We start from the raw sequence: 18,609 nt of genomic DNA, 5'->3' as shown, positions 1-18,609 counted from the left end.
GTTGCCCGGGGTTTGGCACTAAACGGCATGGGCAAGGACCGCCATGCACGCAATGACGGGGACTACAGCAGATCGTGCTTGTCCAGCAGCCGGTAGAGGGTGGCGCGCGAGATGTCGAGGGTGCGCGCCACTTCCTCCAGCTGGTCCGGGAAGCGGGCCAGCGTCCGTTGCAGCGCCTGGCGCTCTGCCCCCTCACGCACGGCCTTGAGCGAGCCACAGATCAACAGGGTGTCCATGTTGGTCAGCTCCATGTCATCGGCCTCGATGAAGGGGCCCGAACACAGGGCGGCTGCCCGCTGCACCCGGTTGCGCAGCTCCCTGACATTGCCGGGCCAGCAATAGGACTGCATGGCCTGACGCGCCTTGTGGGTAAAGCTCAGCACCCGCCCTCCCCGCACTTCTGCCAGGATGTCATCGGCAAGCAGCTGGATGTCCTCGGCCCGCTCGCACAAAGCAGGGGTGCGCAGCCGCACCACATTGAGCCGATAGTAGAGGTCCATGCGAAATCCGCCGTTGGCCACCGCCTGCTCCACGTCGATATTGGTGGCGGCAATGACCCTCACATCCACACTCCGAGTCAGATGACTGCCCACGGCCTCTATGCTCTGCTCCTGCAGGAAGCGCAGCAGGGTCGCCTGATCCTCCAGTGGCAACTCCCCGATCTCGTCGAGGAACAGGGTGCCGCCATCGGCCGCCTCAATCTTGCCTATCTTGCGGCTCTGGGCACCGGTGAAGGCGCCCTTGACGTGGCCGAACAGCTCGGACTGGATCAGCTGATGGGGCATGGCACCGCAGTTGACGGCCACAAAGGGGCCGTCTTCGCCGAAGGTGCTGTAGTGCAGCTCACGAGCCACCAGCTCCTTGCCGGTGCCGCTGGGCCCGGTCACCAGCACGGGTAGGCGACAATGTTGCAGCCGCATGATCTGCTCGCGCAACTGGCGAATGGCGCTGCTCTCCCCCTGGATGAAGCGCAGCTGAGCCGGCGCCTTGGGGCGATGGCGCCGGATCAACCGCGCCATTCCCAGCGCATGACCCAGGCTGTGGGAGAGTCTTTCCTGATCGAGCGGGAAGGTGTGGAAATCATGAAAACAGGCTGCAAGCAGGTTGCGCAGGGCCTCGCTGGCCAGGCAATCACGCTCGATCAGGCCAATCCACAGGCTGCTGGAGTGTTGGCCAATCAGGGAATACAAGGCGTCATGCTGCTCCGGCTCGATGGCCACCAGCACCAGGGGATACGCCTTTTCCTGCAATTTCTGTTCTGCCACCGCCAGGGAGCTCGCCTGCTCCACTTGCCATTCGCCTTTTATCAGCAGGCTTTCCAGCACGGCACATGAATTGATGAGTAACAATGCCGTTTCTGTCATAGGGAAACTCCTTGTTATCGCCTCTGCACGAGAGAGTCAGACCATTTCTCTTTGAGACCCATTATTTCATCTGGAAAGAGCATGGTTATTATCAAGTGACGCCAACCCAAGGCAACCAAACGATGATAACTATAAACCATCCCGCATTTGGACTAGTGGCAACACAATCATGAGACAGCAGAATTAACGATGAGAAACAATAAAGTCATTAATAAACAATGTGTTGATGAATCATATAAAAGTTCATTATCAAAATTGAGACTTAAAAACAAATAACTAAAATACGAAAGCAATACATATCAATAAATTACCAAGTGGCACATTCATTGCTCTCTCTAATAAGCCCTCCTGGCATATGGAGACAGAGCATGAAAACATATATTGCATTGGCAACTATTTCCCTTTCCGCATTCGCACCTCAGTCACAAGCAGAGAATCGGGTTGATCTCGGCTCGCAAGCACTCAGCAACATTCGTGGCGCCATGGGTGTCAATATGGTTGCCGGTGATAACAACCAGCAGGGCAACCTCGCCGCCATCGCCCTATCAGGGCCGGCCATCATTCAGTTTAGCCAGCAGAATCAATCCACTACCAATCTCAATGGCAACCAGAGCGTGGCCATTCTGGACTCGGCGCTGAGCCAGAGCCAGGGGCTGGTCGGGATCAATCAGGGCGCCGGTGAAGCCAACCAGCAGCTGAATGCCTTCGCCTTGTCGCTGGATGACAGCGGCATCGGCGTGGTGACCGACATCAACCTCAGCACCAGTGTGGCAAAGACACCTTCAGGCAAGGTGCCCCCCAACACCACCACCAGTATCTATCTGGATGACAACGCCCTGACGGGCAGCAAAGGCGTCATCCAGGTGAACCAGGTCACGGGACAGGGAAACCAGGCAGTCAACATGGTCTCCCTGCCTCTGGCTGGCGCAGTAACGACATCCCCATGATGTCGCAGGGATCGGAAGCCGAGTCCGGGGGCTTAGATTCAGCCGATGGGCAAATCTTCCACAGAAAGTTCAATGGAGAGACTCATTATGCGTGGACTTATTTATAGCTCATTAGCCGCTGCGGTTGTCATGGCCATGTCAGGCACCGCCTCCGCCGATTACCGCGGTGACAGGGATGAGACAGGGGCAACCTTGACCAAGAAGGTCAAGGCAGAAGTCGATGTGGAGTACGAAGGCAGAGTCAATGTCGGCGGCTACATCAATGTCAACAAACTCGGCATGGCGGTGGTGGACAACCAGCAATCCAGCTCCATGATCGGCACTGCTAACTCAAGAACAGAAAACACGAGCAAGATTGACGGCTCGTTCAAGGGTGCATCCGGTAACGTCGGCGCCAACGTGGCAGCCGGTGACTCCAACGTACAAGGCAACAGTGGCGCCCTGGCCGCCTATGACGAAGTCGATGCCGAATTCATCATGGGTCGTGGCCAGCAACATGGCATGGCCGGTGGATCTTCGGATGCCGAGATCTTCTCCACCCAAAGCGCCAGCCAGAACTGGACTACCAACCACGGTCATCAGAACAAGGCCGGGGTAGGCGATGGGGCATTCAAGGATGCCGCAGGCAACATAGGTGCCAACGTGACGTCTGGCTCGGGTAACGTTCAGGCCAACAACATGGCTGCCTCGGTGTCCACCGGCAACATGGCCGTGGCCACGGTGGCAAACAGCCAGAGCGTGTCCAAGAACATGACCGAGAACAAGAGCCTGAGCGCCACCAAGACCGTGGACTACAACCCCATCTTCCTCAAGCTCAAAGCCGAGGGTGAGTACGAAGGAACGAGCAAGCAGACCAACAACGTCTATCCGGAAATCTGGAAGGATGGTGATCATCCCAATGGCGGCAGTCTCTGGGGCCACATCGACTATGACAATCAGGACGATGATGGCAGCAAGGACTCCAAGTTCAAGTTCGAAGAAGAGGGTGATATCAAGCTGAGCGGTTATGCCACCGGCTTCATTCCCGTGGTCAACACCTACACCAGCCGCGAAACCTTCAACCGGGCAACCATCGATGGCGGCGCCTTCAACGGTGCCGTGGGCAACATCGGGGTGAACGTGTCGTCGGGCACCAACAACCTGCAAGCGAACAACCTCTCGCTGGCCGCAGGTTTTGCCAAGTAATGCACTTCAGAGGGGGCCTTTGCGCCCCCTTTTTTCAGGACATGGAGGTCTCAATGCGCTGGCTACTGCTGTTGTTATTCTGCCCTGCTGCCTGGTCGGCCAATATGCCATTGGGAGAACATCTCCCGGCACTGGGGGATCTCAACAAACCGGTACAGAGCATTCTGGAGCGCCGTTATGCCAATATCGAGCGCCAACAGACAGATTTCAGCTGTGGGGCCGCCGCAGTCGCCACCATACTGCGCTACTCCTACGGCCACGTAACGAATGAACGCTGGGTGATGGATGGCATGCTGGCCATGGCTGACCCTGAACAGGTCAAGAATTACGGCTTTTCCATGCTCGACATGAAGCAATATTTGCAGATGCTCGGCATGCGTGTCAGAGGCTATCGCCTGGGAGATGAAAAATTGCGGCAGGTGAGAGTCCCCACCATAGTGCTGCTCAATATTCGCGGCTACCAGCACTTTGCCGTGCTGCGCGCCATCGATCGCCACGACCGTGTCTATCTGGCAGACCCCGCCCTCGGCAATCGAGTGATCACCTTCAAGGAGTTCAAGGAGAGCTGGAACGGCATACTGCTTGCCGTGATCGGCGCTGGCTATCGGCCTGATGCGCCCCTTGCCAACCCTGCTCCTCCCCTGTCTGCCAGAGGAAAAGATGGGCTGTTCGCCCCCCTCAATGAAACATCCCTGCTGGAATTTGGTTTTCAGCACAAAGAGTTAATGTGAGGTCATCATGAATACCCGACCCGCCATATGCCTCATCTGCAGTCTGGGTGGTTTTGCCTCTCCGCTGCTGGCCGCCCCGGATCCTCTGGCACTGCTGTCAGACAGCTTTGCCCCCGAACTGGCCGATGGGGAACTGGCCCATCTGCGTGGCCGCTACGTCAGCAGCCACGGGATCAGCTACTTCGGCATCGAGTTCATCTCATCCCTGACCACGGCCCAGGCTCAACAAACGGCCGCCATGAACCTGGCGCTGAGCGTGGTGCAAAACAAGCCCAAGCTGGATGTCCGCATCAAGGATGAGGTCAAGACTGTCACAACGACGCCCCAGAGTGCCTCCGTACAAGGCGCAGGCCTGGTGCAGGTCGTGCAACTGGAGGGGAGCGGCAACAGCTCGGTGAACCAGGCAGGTATTACACTGACGCCCCCCGCAATGACGGGGCAGATCGTCTCCGCAGGCAATTACGAGCACCAGGGGAACCTTGGTACTGCCAGTTACCGCGTGTCAGGCAATTATGCGGGGCTGCAACTAAACTCCTCCGACGGACGCGTTCGATTGGAACAGAGTCTGAGAGGCACCGACTTCAGTCGAGGTCTGCTGCAACTCAATAGAGTCAAGGGTGACGGTTTGCAGACCCTCAATCAGACCCGGATCTGGTTCTCTCGCTGAGAACAGATGAGCCCCATTGGCTGAACAATAAAAAGGATAATAAACAACAAGGACGTATCTCGATGAAACAGTCGACCATGCTGTTGATTGCACTGACCCCCTTCACCTGCTGGGGCGCAACTGCAGAAGAAGAGGCCCTGCAACAACAGCTGGATCAGCTGCGTCAGCAATTGATCCAGCAGAATCAGGCCCTCCATCAGTTACAGGCTCGCCTGGAGGCCGTCAAGGCCTCGGGGGCCACGCCTGCCGCCACAGCAGGAACAAGCGGGGCCGCCGTCGCAGCCTCCTCCCAACCCGATACGGCACGGCGCACGCCGGAAGTCGGTCGCAGTACCGAAGACCTGATGATCGAGCAACACAACGTGTTCGATCGCGCGCTGACCCTCGACTTCGGCCTCTCTTATCAGCACTACAACCGCAAGGATCTCGCCCTGCGCGGTTTCCTGGCGCTGGACGCCATCTTCCTGGGCGAAATCAACCTGGACAGGGTCCGCTCGGATCAATGGACGGCCGATCTGGTGACCCGTTACACCCTCAATGATCGTTGGCAGCTGGAACTTGCGGTGCCCTACATGTATCGCAACACCAACTATCAGAGCACCGGCAAGGAGAACTCCAGCCGCGACTTTGAGGAGCAGAGCGTCAGCGATGGCGGGCTCGGCGATCTCAGTCTCGCCATCTACTACAGGGTCCTGGCCGAGGATGAAGATTGGCCGGATCTGGTCTGGAACCTGCGGGCCAAGGCGCCGACCGGCAAGGATCCCTACGGGATAGAGCTCATGACCTCAGAATCTGGCAACCTGATGGTCCCCAAGGAGCTCGCCACCGGCAACGGGCTCTGGCAGCTGTCCACCGGCTTCTCCCTGGTCAAGACCCTGGATCCCGCCATCCTGTTCGCCAACCTCAACTATGGCCACAGCCTCAAGCAAGACTTTGACGATGTCTCCTACCAGCCCGGCGATCAACCCGGCAGCATCCAGCTCGGTGACTGGTATGAATATGGATTGGGGGTCGCGTTTGCACTGAACGAGCGCTTCAGCCTCTCCTTCAACATCAACCAGCGCATCACCCTCGAATCCAGCCAGGGGGCCGAAGGCTTTGACATGGAGAAGGTGACCGGCTCCGATGCCAATGCGGCCAGTTTCGGTATGGGGTCCACCTGGGCCATCACGGACAAGCTCTCCATGGCAGTCAACTGGTCGGCAGGGCTCACCACGGATGCGCCTGACTACAGCCTAGGGCTGCGTTTCCCCTATAGGTTCTGAGAGCGGCGAGTCGATGCAGCCTGAGCGGGCAGATGAGGGTCCCATGCCATTGAAGCGGATCCAGGTTGTTCACCCAGAACAGAGGGAGGCATGATGCCTCCCTCTGTCGTTCTGCCTCCTGGCTGCCGGCGGGCACCTGTGGGCAGCCGCTTCCCCTGAAAGAAGTGCCTGGGGTGCCCTCGCTGCGATACAGGGAATGGCTTGCCACTTCCCTTATGCGACAGCCTAATCACCAGAGACTCACGTCCTTCACCATTCAACAGTCATGGCGCCATAGCGCTATGCCCTTTATGGGCGTCACACCCCCAGCCTGTCTCGCAGGGTATACCAGGCGGCTCCTGCGGCGGTGAAGGGGATACGCAGCAGGCGGCCGCCCGGGAAGGGGTAGTGCGGCAGCCTGGCAAAGGCATCGAAGCGCTCCGCCTGACCGCTCAGCACCTCGGAGAGCAGCTTGCCCGCCAGATGGGTGCAGGTGACGCCGTGGCCGCTGTAACCCTGCATGTAGTAGATGTTGGGGCCGATGCGACCAAACTGCGGCAGGCGCGACAGGGTGAGCAGGAAGTTGCCGGTCCAGGTGTACTCCACCTTGACGTCTTTGAGCTGGGGGAAGGTCTTGAGCATCTTGGGGATGATCAGCCGCTCTATGTCCGCCGGATCCCGCGCGCCGTAGACCACGCCGCCGCCGTAGATCAGCCGGTGATCCCCAGTGGTTCTGTAGTAGTCGAGCAGGTAGTTGCAATCTTCCAGGCAGTAGTTTTGCGGCAGCAGGGCGCGGGCCCGCTCCTCCCCCAGCACCTCGGTGGCGATGACCTGGGTGCCGCACGGCATGCTCTTGCTCGCCAGCTCGGGCACCAGGTTGCCGAGGTAGGCGTTGCCGGCCACCACCACGAAGCGCGCCTTCACCGCCCCTTTGGCGGTCTTGACCAGAGCCGGCTGGCCGGGAGTGATGCTGGTGACGGCGGATTGCTCGAAGATCTGCCCCCCCTGCATGCGGATGGCTTCCGCCTCCCCGAGCGCCAGGTTGAGGGGGTGAATATGACCACCGCGTTTGTCCAGCAGGGCACCGACGTAGCGATCGCTTGCCACCACCTCCCGCACCCCGTCGGCATCGAGCAGCTCCAGCTGATCGTTGCCCCACTTCTGCCAGCGAGCATGTTGTGCCTTGAGCTCGTGGAGCTGCTTCTCGGTCTCGGCGGCAAAGACGCCCCCCTGCTGCAGATCGCACTGGATGTTGTAGCGCTGGATCCGCTCGCGGATGATCTCTCCCCCCTCAAACAACATGGAGCCGAGCAGCCTGGCCTGATCCGGCGGGCAGTTCGCTTCTATGGTGTCGATGTCGCGGCTGTAGGAGTTGACGATCTGGCCGCCGTTGCGACCGCTGGCGCCGAAGCCGACTCGCGCGGCTTCCAGCACCACCACCTTGTAGCCCTTCTCCACCAGGTGCAGGGCACTGGAGAGACCGGTATACCCGGCCCCGATGACGCAGACGTCGCACTCAAGCTGCTCGGTGAGCGTGGGATAGGGGGCGTGTTTGTTGGCACTGGCTGCGTAGTAACTCTTTACATGTTCGGTCATGATCCCTGTTTCCTTACCGGTTCGTTTCCAATATTCGCGCTGTTCAATGTCAAAAGCTGGCGGGGGTGTGGGCGCTGACGATGCGGCAGACCTGCCCCGACGGATTGCTGAAGCTGTGGGGCTCGCCGGTGTCGATCACATAGCTGTCCCCGGCGCAAAGCTCATAGGTCTGCCCGGCCAGGCTCAGCACGACAGAGCCTTCCAGCACTGTGCCCACCTCCTCCCCCAGGTGCTTGACCTGGCCCCCGGTGTCCGTGCCGGGGGCATAGGTCTCCAGCATGAAGCCGAGTTGGCGACGATTGTTGCCGTTGTGCACCAGCTTCATGGAGACCCCCTGGCTGCCCAGCTCGATGAGCTGCTCCGCCTTGATCACCACGCTCGGCGCCCGCGCCTCCTCCTCGGCGAAGAAGCGGGAGAGCGGCAGCTCGTAGACGCAGAGCAATTTTTGCAACGAGGCGACCGAGGGGCTCACCTTGTTCTGCTCTATCATGCAGATGGCACCGTGGGTCAGGCCGCTCAGCTCGGCGGCCCGGCGCTGGGAGAGCCCGAGACTACGGCGAAGGAGGGCGAGCCGCTCCCCCATGGTTTTATCCATCCCTTTGTCAGACAAGGGGTTATCCGTCATGGTCTGCCACTGGACCTCACCTTGTGGTTGCTGCATCCCCACCTCCTTGTATGGCCATTCGAATACCTTGTGGCGGCTGGTTAATATAATGCGTCAATCCCGGCACCCTGTTCGCTATCCTGCACAGCCGAGAGCGTTCATTATTTTGCACACCCAACACAATGAGAGACGCTAGAATCGTCCTGACAGCCCCATTTCTAGCATGCAGCGCCCCGTTCACTCAAATATATTTAACACTTGAAAAACATTTCGGCTCACTTTATGGTCGTTAGGTGCTTATTATTCTATACGGTGGCACCACGGGATGAGTCGGCCACCCAGACCAACAATCGAGGCTTCCTATCTATGTCAGCATCACAACCCGCTCTCTCCCTGATCAAGTCCCTTGCCTATATAGATGGCCGCTGGTGCGAGGCCCATGGCGGACAAAGGTTCGAGGTCCTGAACCCGGCGACCGGCCAGCTCATCACCCAGGTACCCGACATGGACGAGGCGGACACCCGGCTCGCCATCGCGGCGGCCCACAAAGCCCAGCCCGCCTGGGCCGCCCTCACCGCCAAGGAGCGCGGCAGCCGGCTCCACGCCTGGTTCGAGCTCATCATGGCCAGTCAGGATGAACTGGCCCGCATCATGACCTGCGAGCAGGGCAAGCCGCTGGCGGAGGCCAAGGGGGAGGTGGCCTACGGCGCCAGCTTCATCCAGTGGTTCGCGGAAGAGGGCAAGCGCGCCTATGGCCGCACCATCCCGGGTTTCTCCGGTGACCGGCGCCTGGCCACCATCAAGCAGCCGGTGGGCGTGGTGGCCGCCATCACCCCCTGGAACTTCCCCATCGCCATGATCACCCGCAAGGCGGGCCCGGCACTCGCCGCCGGTTGCACCATCGTCATCAAGCCCGCCGCCGAGACCCCCCTGTGCGCGCTGGCGCTGGCGGCCCTGGCCGAGCAGGCGGGCATCCCCGCCGGGGTCATCAACATAGTCACCTCCCATCAGGCGGCGGCCGTGGGCAATGAGCTGTGCAGCAACAAGAGGGTGCGCAAGCTCTCCTTCACCGGCTCCACCCGCATCGGCAAGCTCCTGATGCGCCAGTGCGCCGACACCATGAAACGGCTCTCTCTGGAGCTGGGTGGCAACGCCCCCTTCATCGTGTTCGACGATGCGGATCTCGACGCCGCCGTGGCCGGGGCCCTCGCCTCCAAATACCGCAACGCCGGCCAGACCTGCGTCTGCGCCAACCGCATCCTGGTGCAGGCCAGCGTCCATGACGCCTTCGCCGAGAAGCTGGCCGCCGCGGTGCGCGCCTTCAAGGTGGGGGATGGCATGGGGGAAGGCACCCAGATAGGCCCCCTCATCAATGCCGCCGCCGCCGACAAGGTCGCCGCCCTGGTCAGCCAGGCCGAGGCCGCCGGGGCTCGCGTGCTGGTGGGGGGGCAAGCCCACCCCGCCGGCCCGCTCTTCTACCACCCCACCATCCTGACCGGCGTGACCCCGGACAATCCCATACTGCAGGAGGAGATCTTCGGGCCGGTGGCGCCGCTGGTGCGCTTCGAAACCGAGGCCGAGGCCATCGCCATCGCCAACGACACCCCCTATGGCCTGGCCGCCTACTTCTATGGCCGCGACATCGCCCGGGTGTGGCGGGTGGCCGAGCAGCTGGAGTACGGCATGGTGGGCATCAACGAGGGGATCATCTCGACCGAGCTGGCCCCCTTTGGCGGCATCAAGGAGTCGGGGCTGGGTCGGGAAGGGGCGGCAGAGGGGCTGGAGGAGTACCTCGAGACCAAATACCTCTGCTTCGGCGGCATCCGCTGATGCCCATGACCCACAAAGGCATCGCCGAAAAAGATGCCTCTGACACCCGTCCATCGTTTTTATAGATAGACATGGGCGCTCGCTCGGCCTCACGAGAGCGTCGACGGCACCCTGCGGCACGCCACCCGCGCACCGCACCGGACATGCCGCCCTGCCAGATGGCAGCGCGGTTCAATCGATGAGCAGATTGCACAGGAATATCAGGGGCCCATGCCCCTCAGGGAGGAAAGATGAGTCAGTCAGAACAGCATTCAAACCAGGCGTGGCAAGCGCGCCGCGAAGCGGCCGTGGTACAGGGGGTCGGCACCCTGCTGCCGGTCTTCATCGACCGGGCGAAAAACGCCGAGCTGTGGGATGTGGAGGGCAACCGCTACATCGACTTCGCCTCCGGCATCGCCGTGCTCAACACCGGTCACAACCACCCCAGGGTGGTCGCCGCCGTGCGCGAGCAGCTCGAGAAGTTCAGCCACACCTGCTTCCAGGTCACCCCCTACCCGGGCTATATCAAGCTGGCCGAGAAGCTCAACGCCCTGGTGCCGGGGCCGACCCCCAAGCGCACCCTCTTCCTCTCCACCGGCGCCGAGGCGGTGGAGAACGCCATCAAGATCGCCCGCGCCCACACGGGTCGCAGCGGCACCATCGCCTTCAAGGGGGGCTTCCACGGCCGCACCATGATGGGGATGGCGCTCACCGGCAAGGTGGTGCCCTACAAGACCGGCTTCGGCCCCTTCCCGGGGGAGGTCTATCACCTGCCCTTCCCGGCCGACTACCTGGGGGTGAGCGAGGCCGATGCCCTGGCGGCGCTGGATCTCTGCTTCAGCGCCGACATAGAGCCGGCCCGGGTGGCCGCCATCATCATAGAGCCGGTGCAGGGTGAGGGGGGCTTCTATGTCGCCTCCCCGAGCTTCCTGCAAGCCCTGCGCAAGATCTGCGATCAGCACGGCATCCTGCTCATCTGCGACGAGATCCAGACAGGTTTCTGTCGCACCGGCAAGACCTTCGCCACCGAATACAGCGGCGTCGAGCCGGACATCATGACGCTGGCCAAGAGCCTGGCGGGCGGCTTCCCGCTCTCCGCCGTGGTGGGCAAGAGCGAGGTGATGAACGCCGCCAAGCCCGGTGGCCTGGGGGGCACCTATGCGGGATCCCCCATCGCCTGCGCCGCCGCCCTGGCGGTGCTGGAGGTCATCGAGGAGGAGCGCCTGAACCAGCAAGCCCTGGTGCAAGGAGAGCAGATCAAGGGGCGTCTGCACCAGCTGGCGGAGCGGTTTGACAGCATTGGCAACATCCGCGGCCCCGGCGCCATGGTGGCCATGGAGCTGGTCAAGGGGCGCGATGCCACCAAACCGGACCCGGATCTCACCAGGCGGCTGGTGGCAGAGGCAGGCAAGCGCGGCCTGGTGCTGCTGGCCTGCGGCGTGCGGGCCAACGTCATCCGTTTCCTCGCCCCCCTCACTGCCTCCCCGGCGCTGATCGACGAGGGACTCGACCTGCTGGAGCAGGCGCTGGCCGCCGCCAGTCAGGGTTAGTGCCCGCGGTTCTCGCTGGCACGAACAATATCGTCAGATAACGACAGGCCGTCCATCGCGGATGGCCTGCTTATACGGTATCATCTCGCCCCCAAAAAATGATGGCAGGAGCACTTGGCTCCCTCTGTGACCAGTCACCCTGTCATAGGGCCCTGTCCCTGCTCGGCAGGCGGGCCCTTCACCACTGCATTCTTAGGAGACAGGCCCCATGGCCCCACGCCCTGCGCGACTGAAACAAACCCTGACCCTGTGGCAAGTGGTCGTGATGGGCCTGGCCTACATGACCCCCATGGTGGTGTTCGATACCTTCGGCATCGTCACCGACATCACCCAGGGTCATGTCACCACCGCCTACCTGCTGGCCCTGGTCGGGGTGCTGTTCACCGCCTCCAGCTACAGCAAGATGGTGCGTCACTACCCGATCGCGGGCTCGGCCTACACCTATGCCCAGCGGGAGTTCTCCCCCGTGGTGGGCTTCATGGTGGGCTGGTCCTCCCTGCTCGACTACATCTTCCTGCCGATGATCAACATGCTGCTGGCCAAGATCTATCTGAGCGCCCTCTTCCCCGGCGTCGAGCCCTGGATCTTCATCCTCGGCATGACGGTGCTGATGACCGCCATCAACCTGCGCGGCATCGATCTGGTGGCTAATCTCAACGGTCTCATCATCTTCATCCAGGTGGCCATCATGCTGGTCTTCCTCGGCCTGATCGCACATGGGGTCTATCAGGGGGAAGGGCTCGGCACCCTCAGCCTGCAGCCCATCTACAGCGGCAGCACAGAGATCTTGCCGCTGCTGACCGGGGCCACCATCCTCTGCTTCTCCTTCCTCGGCTTCGACAGCCTGAGCGCCCTCTCCGAGGAGACCCCGGAGGCCGGCAAGGTGATCCCCAGAGCCATCATCCTGACCGCCCTGCTTGGCGGCCTCATCTTCGTGGTGGTGGCCTATGCCCTGCAGCTCTACTTCCCGGATGCCTCCCGCTTCAAGGCGCCGGACGCCGTGCTACCGGAGATCGCCCTCTACGTCGGCGGCAAGCTGTTCCAGAGCGTGGTGCTGGTCTGTGCCTGCGTGGCGGTGCTGGCCTCGGGGCTCTCCTCCCACGCCGGGGTCTCCCGCATCCTCTACGTGATGGGGCGGGACAAGGTGCTGCCCCAGCGCACCTTCGGCTATATCCATCCCAAGTGGCGCACCCCGGTGTTCAACATACTGCTGGTGGGCCTGCTGGCCCTGTCGGCCGTCAGCTTCGATCTGGAGATCGCCCTGGCGCTGATCAACTTCGGCGCCCTGGTGGCCTTCACCGTGGTCAATCTGTCGGTGATCTCCTGCTACTACCTGCGTCAGGGGCGCAACAAGACCTGGCAGGATCGCCTGCAATACCTGGTGCTGCCCCTGCTCGGGGCCGGGACCGTGGCCATACTCTGGCTCAACCTGGAGCAGACCTCCCTGGTGCTGGGGCTGATCTGGGCCGCCATCGGCGGGATTTACCTGTTTTTGCGCACCACGGTCTGGCGGGTCTCGCTGCCGAGCCAGCAGGCGGCAAGCCTTGCCAGCAGCGGGCTGGCCCCCCTGCCGTCGACACCTGAATAGGCGCGGTTTATTGATGTAAACCCTGTCCTTGTGCATTCTCTTGCCGGGAATGCCGATCCTGGCTTGTCATCCCCCCCCATCTGGGGCAAAATGCGCGCCGATTTGAATAACCGATGTGATCCTCACATCGGTTATTTTTCATTTTGAAAACAAGTGTCTACTTCGAGGCCGGAACCATTCCGGAAATGATATCTAGGTTCAGATGAACCTAATGCCGCAATGAGGAAAAACATGGGGCTCTTATTGGCTTTGTCTCCGGTTGCCACCGGAACCTGCTTTGGTCGCCGCGCGACCAACGTCTGTGGTTTGCATACCGCTTCGCTGCGGATGCGAGAAACCAGTCCCATGGCCTCACGCCATTCCACCTCCTGCCAGCCGTGCAAGGAGGGAGCCTGAGTGAGCCAGCAACCCGTTCGTCTGATAAAAACCCTCAGCATGTGGCAAGTGGTGGTGATGGGCCTGGCCTATCTGACCCCCATGGCCGTGTTCGACACCTTCGCCATCGTCGGTGACATCACCGAGGGCCGGGTCGCCACCGCCTACCTGCTGGCGCTCGGCGGCATTCTGCTGACCGCCTTCAGCTACGGCCACCTGGTGCGTCGCTTCCCCTCGGCGGGCTCCGCCTACACCTATGCCCAGAAGGTGTTCCACCCCTATGTCGGCTTCATGGTGGGCTGGTCCTCCCTGCTCGACTACATGTTCATGCCGATGATCAACATCCTGCTGGCCAAGATCTATCTGACCGCCATGTTCCCGAACGTCGATCCCTGGATCTTCATCTTCGGCCTGGTGACGGTCATGACCTTCCTGAACCTGCGCGGCATCAAGCTGGTGGCGAACCTCAACGGCTTCATCGTCTTCATCCAGGTCGCCATCATCCTCACCTTCCTCGGCCTCATCGCCTGGGGACTGCTGCACGGCGAAGGAACGGGCACCCTGCTGAGCAGCCGCCCCTTCCACCTGGAGTCCGCCGGCATGCTGCCGCTGTTCACCGGCGCCACCATTCTCTGCTTCTCCTTCCTCGGCTTCGACGGCCTGAGTTCCCTGTCGGAAGAGACCCCGAACGCCGGCAAGGTGATCCCTCGCGCCATCGTGCTGACGGCCCTCATCGGCGGCATCATCTTCGTCACCGTCTCCTACAGCCTGCAGCTCTTCTTCCCGGATCTGGCCCGCTTCAAGGAGCCGGACGCCGTGCTGCCGGAGATCGCCCTCTACGTCGGCGGCACCCTGTTCCAGAGCGTGGTGCTGGTGTGCACCACGGCGGCCGTGCTCGCCTCCGGCATGGCGGCCCACGCCGGCGTGTCCCGCATCCTCTACGTGATGGGGCGCGATCGCATGATCCCGGAGCGGGTGTTCGGCTACATCCACCCCACCTGGCGCACCCCGGCCATCAACGTGCTGCTGGTGGGGGCCCTGGCGCTCTCCGCGGTGTCGTTCGATCTGGACATGGCGCTGGCGCTGGTGAACTTCGGCGCCCTGGTGGCCTTCACCTTCGTCAACCTGTCGGTCATCGGCCAGTTCTGGGTGCGCGAGCAGCGCAACAAGAGCCTCAAGGAGCACCTGCTGTTCCTGGTGCTGCCGCTGCTGGGGGCCGCCACCATAGGGGCGCTCTGGATCAACCTGGAGCAAAGCTCCCTGGAGCTTGGTCTCATCTGGGCGGGGATCGGGGTCACCTACCTGTTCCTGCGCCTCGCCGTGTTCCGCATCCCCTTCCGTCAGTACGAGGAGACGGCCGACGGCCAGTAAGACCGGCCCGACGACAGCCAAACAGAAGGGGAGCCCATGGCTCCCCTTCTTGCATGCAGACCTGCGCCTGACTCTTCCTCACCCCTGGTTGATCACCGCGGTGGCGGCCGCCTTGACCGGATCCCTGGCCACGGCGTTAACGTCCTTGCGGGTCTGGTTGACCTTGTCCTGCGCCTGCTTCAGATCGGCACTCTGCTTGTCCATGGCCGCTTTGGTGTTCTGCTTCGCCTCTTTCAGCCCCGCCGTCTTCTTGTCCAGCGCGTCCGTGGTGGTGTTCTTCACCTCGGCCTTGGCCTTCTCCTTCTGCTGACGCACCAGCTTGTCGGCATCGCAGTTGCCCTTGACCCCCAGGGTCGCATTCATCGCCTCGTTTCTGGCCGCCTTGTCGAGGTTGCACTCGGACTTGAACACGCTGGCCTGCGCACCGGCAGACAGCAGACCCAGGGAGAGACACAAAACCCATGCACGCATCATCACTTCCTCAGTTTGAAGACAGGAAAGCCTGGCAGCATATAACCCAGAGGCCTCAGTGCAAGGACGGAGACCGGCGCTGAGCCGGATGGCGCCATATCGGCGTTTGCTCCGACACTTTTTGTCTGCGACGCCCCCTGCCGCCCTGTCACCAAAACATCATAAAAGTGTCACTTTGTCATATTTCTGTCATGGAGCGCTGCTTTAATGCGCCCGTCCATTTCAACGCAGAACGACCCCAAGAGGCCATATGCACAGCACCGCATCTTCCGCACCCCAGCAGACCCGCCGTCCCGGCCCCCTGTTCAACTGGCTCGCGGTGATCACGCTGATTTACCTGATCCTGGTCGCCGTTGGCGCCGTCTCCCACGGCTTCAAGGGCTTCTCCGGTGGCGCCGAGGGCGCGGCCCAGATCTTCGCTTTTGCCAACAACCCCTTCGTCGCCCTGCTGCTCGGCATCCTGGCCACCGCCCTGGTGCAATCCTCTAGCACTGTCACCTCGGTGATCGTCGGTCTGGTGGCCGGTGGCCTGCCCATGGAGATGGCCATCCCCATGGTGATGGGGGCCAACCTCGGCACCACCATCACCAACACCATCGTCTCCCTCGGTCACATCCGGGACAGAGGCGAGTTTCGCCGCGCCTTCGCCGCCGCCACGGTACACGACTTCTTCAACCTGCTGGCGGTCTTCATCTTCCTGCCGCTGGAGCTGATGTTCGGCCTGCTGCAACAGAGCGCTGAGTGGATCTCCGGCCTGCTGATGGGCTCCGCCGACATGTCGATGAAGGGGATGGACTTCATGAAGCCCCTCATCTCGCCGTCCCTGGATCTCATCGACGCTGCCGTCGCCTTCCTGCCGGGCAAGGGCCCCGCCATCGCCACCATCGTCATCGGCATACTGCTGATCCTGGGTTGCGTCACCAGCCTCGGCAAGGTGCTGCAACGGGTCATGGTGGGCCGCGCCAAGGAGCTGCTGCACAAGGCGCTGGGCCGTGGCCCGCTGACCGGCATCGCCTCCGGCACCCTGATGACGGTGATGGTGCAGTCCTCCTCCACCACCACCAGCCTGATGATCCCCCTGGCCGGCGGCGGTGTCTTCACCACCCGTCAGCTCTACCCCTTCACCCTGGGGGCCAACATCGGCACCACCATCACGGCCCTGCTGGCCGCCACCGCCATCAGCGGTGCAGGTGCCCAGCTGGCGCTGACCATCGCCCTGGTCCACGTGCTGTTCAACCTGTTTGCCGTGGTGCTCATCTACGGGGTTCCCTTCCTGCGGGAGCTGCCCATCAAGGCCGCCGAGACCCTGGCCCGGGTGGGCAGCGAGAACAAGCTGCTGGCGCTGGGTTACGTGGCCGGGCTCTTCTTCGCCCTGCCCGCCCTGATGATGGTGGCCGCCAAGTAAATCCGAACCGGGGGCATGATGCCCCCGGTGCCTTGCCCGTCCGGTCACATCCTCCGGCATCCCCCCTCGCCCTCCCTCCCCGGCTGGGATAAGATGCCCCTTCATTGCACTCTGATTTCAAGGAACAGGAAAACCCGATGAAATTCATTCTGATCGCCCTGCTGATCGCCGGCGCCGCCTACTACTTCTACTCCAGCAGCAACAACAAAAAACTGGCCGAAGAGAACGTGCGCAAGGGGGCCGAGTTCCTCGCCAGCAACAAGGAGAAGCCCCTGGTCACCACCACGGCCTCCGGGTTGCAGTACGAGGTGCTGACACCGGGCAGCGGCACGGTTCACCCCACCGCCACCAGCAAGGTGAAGGTGCACTACGAGGGCAAGCTGCTGGACGGCACCGTATTCGACAGCTCGGTCGCCCGCGGCGAGCCCATCGAGTTCGGCCTCAACCAGGTGATCAAGGGCTGGACCGAAGGGGTGCAACTGATGGTGGAAGGGGAGAAGACCCGCTTCTATATTCCCGCCAACCTGGCCTACGGCGACCGCGCCGCCGGCAAGATACCGCCAGGTTCGGTGCTGATCTTCGATGTGGAACTGCTGGGTATTCAATAAACCCGACAGGGCCCGTGCTGATCTTGGAGGTGGCGCTGCGGGGCATCCCGTCAGGGGCTACTTCCGACGGACCTTGATCACAACGCCGGCGCAATGCGCCGGCGTTGTCGTTTCTGCGCCATTTCGTTCGTCCTTTCCGCTCAGACTATCAACCAAAAGTGAACGGTGCTTATCCATAAAGCCTGATTGTTAACCCAATCATTGGGGCAGATAATGACCACATCGTCAGCGGCATGTCGCCCTGACCTCGGGTTTTCGGTGCGCAGCACGCATCGGCATAACGCATATGGAGTCTGTCATGGCTATCGCCCCCGTCTGGTTTATCTCCCACGGCGCCCCGGATCTGGTCCTGCGGGATCAGCCTGCCACCCGGTTCCTGAAACAGCTGCGCCTCGAGGGCGTCAGGGGGCTGGTGGTGATCTCGGCCCACTGGTTCAGCCGCAGCGAGCCGCAGCTCAACGTCGAGCCGAACCCGGCCCTGATGTACGACTTCTACGGCTTCCCCGATCCTCTCTACCAGATCCGCTGGCCGGCCAGGAGCCCCCAGTGGCTGCAGGAGGCGGTGAGCGATCAGCTGCTGCTGGCGGGCCTGCCCGCCACGCCGGTCAAGCGCGAGCTGGATCACGGGGTCTGGTCGCCCCTCTCCCTGATGGATCCCCAGAGCGAGCTCCCCCTGGTGCAGCTCTCCATTCCGGCCGGCTTCACCCCGGCCCAGCTGTGGCAACTGGGGGAGGCGCTGCAGGGCCTGCGCGCGCAGGGCATAGCCATAGTCGCCTCCGGCGCCATCACCCACAACCTGAGGGCGCTCGGGCCGGACGACAGCCCGGTGCCCCGCTGGGCGAGCGCCTTCGTGCACTGGCTGGAGCAGGCCATGGATGAGGGTGACAGGGCGGCGCTGGAAGATTATCGGGCCCGGGCACCGGGTGCCGTGGAATCCCATCCCCATGACGATCACCTGCGCCCGCTGTTCGTGGCGCTCGGGGCGGCGGGAGACGACAGGCCGACCAGGCTGCACCAGAGCTGGGACTATGGCAGCCTCTACATGGGCGCCTACCGGTTCGGCTGATCCCGGCAACTCTGGACAAGCATGGCGG

Annotated in this window: 16 protein-coding genes; 12 read left to right on the top strand and 4 right to left on the bottom strand. The window is 62.1% G+C overall.

Annotation, left to right across the window (positions count from 1 at the left end; genetic code table 11):
- Positions 1–62 precede the first annotated feature (62 nt).
- Positions 63–1,364 carry a sigma-54-dependent transcriptional regulator gene (locus AAHB08_RS03975; RefSeq protein ID WP_202046838.1) on the bottom strand — a complete coding sequence of 434 codons (1,302 nt, stop codon included), beginning with the start codon at positions 1,362–1,364 and terminating at the stop codon, positions 63–65.
- Positions 1,365–1,858: 494 nt separating this feature from the next.
- On the opposite strand from AAHB08_RS03975, the gene AAHB08_RS03970 reads away from it, so the two are divergent.
- From AAHB08_RS03970 to AAHB08_RS03950, 5 genes are all read left to right on the top strand, one after another.
- Positions 1,859–2,311: a hypothetical protein gene (locus AAHB08_RS03970; RefSeq protein ID WP_236661678.1), complete on the top strand. Its 453-nt coding sequence runs from the start codon at positions 1,859–1,861 to the stop codon at positions 2,309–2,311.
- Positions 2,312–2,503: 192 nt separating this feature from the next.
- The gene (locus AAHB08_RS03965) at positions 2,504–3,496 is read left to right on the top strand and encodes a hypothetical protein (RefSeq protein WP_342058161.1); all 993 of its coding nucleotides are present in this window, start codon (positions 2,504–2,506) and stop codon (positions 3,494–3,496) included.
- A 104-nt stretch (positions 3,497–3,600) separates the two neighbouring features.
- Positions 3,601–4,227 carry a C39 family peptidase gene (locus AAHB08_RS03960; protein ID WP_342058160.1) on the top strand — a complete coding sequence of 209 codons (627 nt, stop codon included), beginning with the start codon at positions 3,601–3,603 and terminating at the stop codon, positions 4,225–4,227.
- A gap of 7 nt (positions 4,228–4,234) precedes the next feature.
- Positions 4,235–4,894, top strand: a complete 660-nt coding sequence (locus AAHB08_RS03955; protein WP_342058159.1) for a hypothetical protein — start codon at positions 4,235–4,237, stop codon at positions 4,892–4,894.
- A gap of 62 nt (positions 4,895–4,956) precedes the next feature.
- The gene (locus tag AAHB08_RS03950; RefSeq protein ID WP_342058158.1) at positions 4,957–6,159 is read left to right on the top strand and encodes a transporter; all 1,203 of its coding nucleotides are present in this window, start codon (positions 4,957–4,959) and stop codon (positions 6,157–6,159) included.
- A 297-nt stretch (positions 6,160–6,456) separates the two neighbouring features.
- Here the strand turns inward: AAHB08_RS03950 and AAHB08_RS03945 are convergent, their stop codons facing one another.
- Positions 6,457–7,734 carry an NAD(P)/FAD-dependent oxidoreductase gene (locus AAHB08_RS03945; protein WP_265436334.1) on the bottom strand — a complete coding sequence of 426 codons (1,278 nt, stop codon included), beginning with the start codon at positions 7,732–7,734 and terminating at the stop codon, positions 6,457–6,459.
- A 49-nt stretch (positions 7,735–7,783) separates the two neighbouring features.
- On the bottom strand, positions 7,784–8,395 hold the full coding sequence (puuR, locus tag AAHB08_RS03940) for an HTH-type transcriptional regulator PuuR (protein ID WP_202046845.1): 612 nt from the start codon (positions 8,393–8,395) through the stop codon (positions 7,784–7,786).
- A gap of 309 nt (positions 8,396–8,704) precedes the next feature.
- On the opposite strand from puuR, the gene AAHB08_RS03935 reads away from it, so the two are divergent.
- From AAHB08_RS03935 to AAHB08_RS03920, 4 genes are all read left to right on the top strand, one after another.
- Positions 8,705–10,168, top strand: coding sequence for an NAD-dependent succinate-semialdehyde dehydrogenase (locus tag AAHB08_RS03935; RefSeq protein ID WP_342058157.1), 1,464 nt, complete (start codon positions 8,705–8,707; stop codon positions 10,166–10,168).
- 230 nt (positions 10,169–10,398) lie between these two features.
- On the top strand, positions 10,399–11,697 hold the full coding sequence (gabT, locus tag AAHB08_RS03930; RefSeq protein WP_342058156.1) for a 4-aminobutyrate--2-oxoglutarate transaminase: 1,299 nt from the start codon (positions 10,399–10,401) through the stop codon (positions 11,695–11,697).
- 208 nt (positions 11,698–11,905) lie between these two features.
- Complete coding sequence (locus AAHB08_RS03925) at positions 11,906–13,285, top strand: APC family permease (protein ID WP_139437521.1); 1,380 nt, start codon at positions 11,906–11,908, stop codon at positions 13,283–13,285.
- A gap of 435 nt (positions 13,286–13,720) precedes the next feature.
- A complete protein-coding gene (locus AAHB08_RS03920) occupies positions 13,721–15,031 on the top strand; it encodes an APC family permease (RefSeq protein ID WP_139437586.1) in 1,311 nt (436 codons plus the stop codon).
- A gap of 78 nt (positions 15,032–15,109) precedes the next feature.
- Here the strand turns inward: AAHB08_RS03920 and AAHB08_RS03915 are convergent, their stop codons facing one another.
- On the bottom strand, positions 15,110–15,502 hold the full coding sequence (locus AAHB08_RS03915; RefSeq protein WP_139437520.1) for a hypothetical protein: 393 nt from the start codon (positions 15,500–15,502) through the stop codon (positions 15,110–15,112).
- A gap of 250 nt (positions 15,503–15,752) precedes the next feature.
- Between AAHB08_RS03915 and AAHB08_RS03910 the strand changes: the two genes are divergently transcribed.
- From AAHB08_RS03910 to AAHB08_RS03900, 3 genes are all read left to right on the top strand, one after another.
- Positions 15,753–16,907 carry a sodium:phosphate symporter gene (locus tag AAHB08_RS03910; RefSeq protein WP_025327778.1) on the top strand — a complete coding sequence of 385 codons (1,155 nt, stop codon included), beginning with the start codon at positions 15,753–15,755 and terminating at the stop codon, positions 16,905–16,907.
- A 137-nt stretch (positions 16,908–17,044) separates the two neighbouring features.
- On the top strand, positions 17,045–17,515 hold the full coding sequence (locus tag AAHB08_RS03905) for an FKBP-type peptidyl-prolyl cis-trans isomerase (protein ID WP_005331844.1): 471 nt from the start codon (positions 17,045–17,047) through the stop codon (positions 17,513–17,515).
- Positions 17,516–17,813: 298 nt separating this feature from the next.
- Positions 17,814–18,581 (top strand): DODA-type extradiol aromatic ring-opening family dioxygenase, encoded by a 768-nt coding sequence (locus AAHB08_RS03900; RefSeq protein WP_342058155.1) that lies wholly within the window; start codon positions 17,814–17,816, stop codon positions 18,579–18,581.
- The last annotated feature ends 28 nt before the right edge of the window (positions 18,582–18,609 follow it).

This window comes from Aeromonas sp. OTU364 (assembly GCF_038440395.1).
GTDB lineage: Bacteria > Pseudomonadota > Gammaproteobacteria > Enterobacterales > Aeromonadaceae > Aeromonas.
The sequence above is the reverse complement of the archived record's forward strand: the minus strand, read 5'-3'. Positions and strand labels throughout refer to the sequence as shown.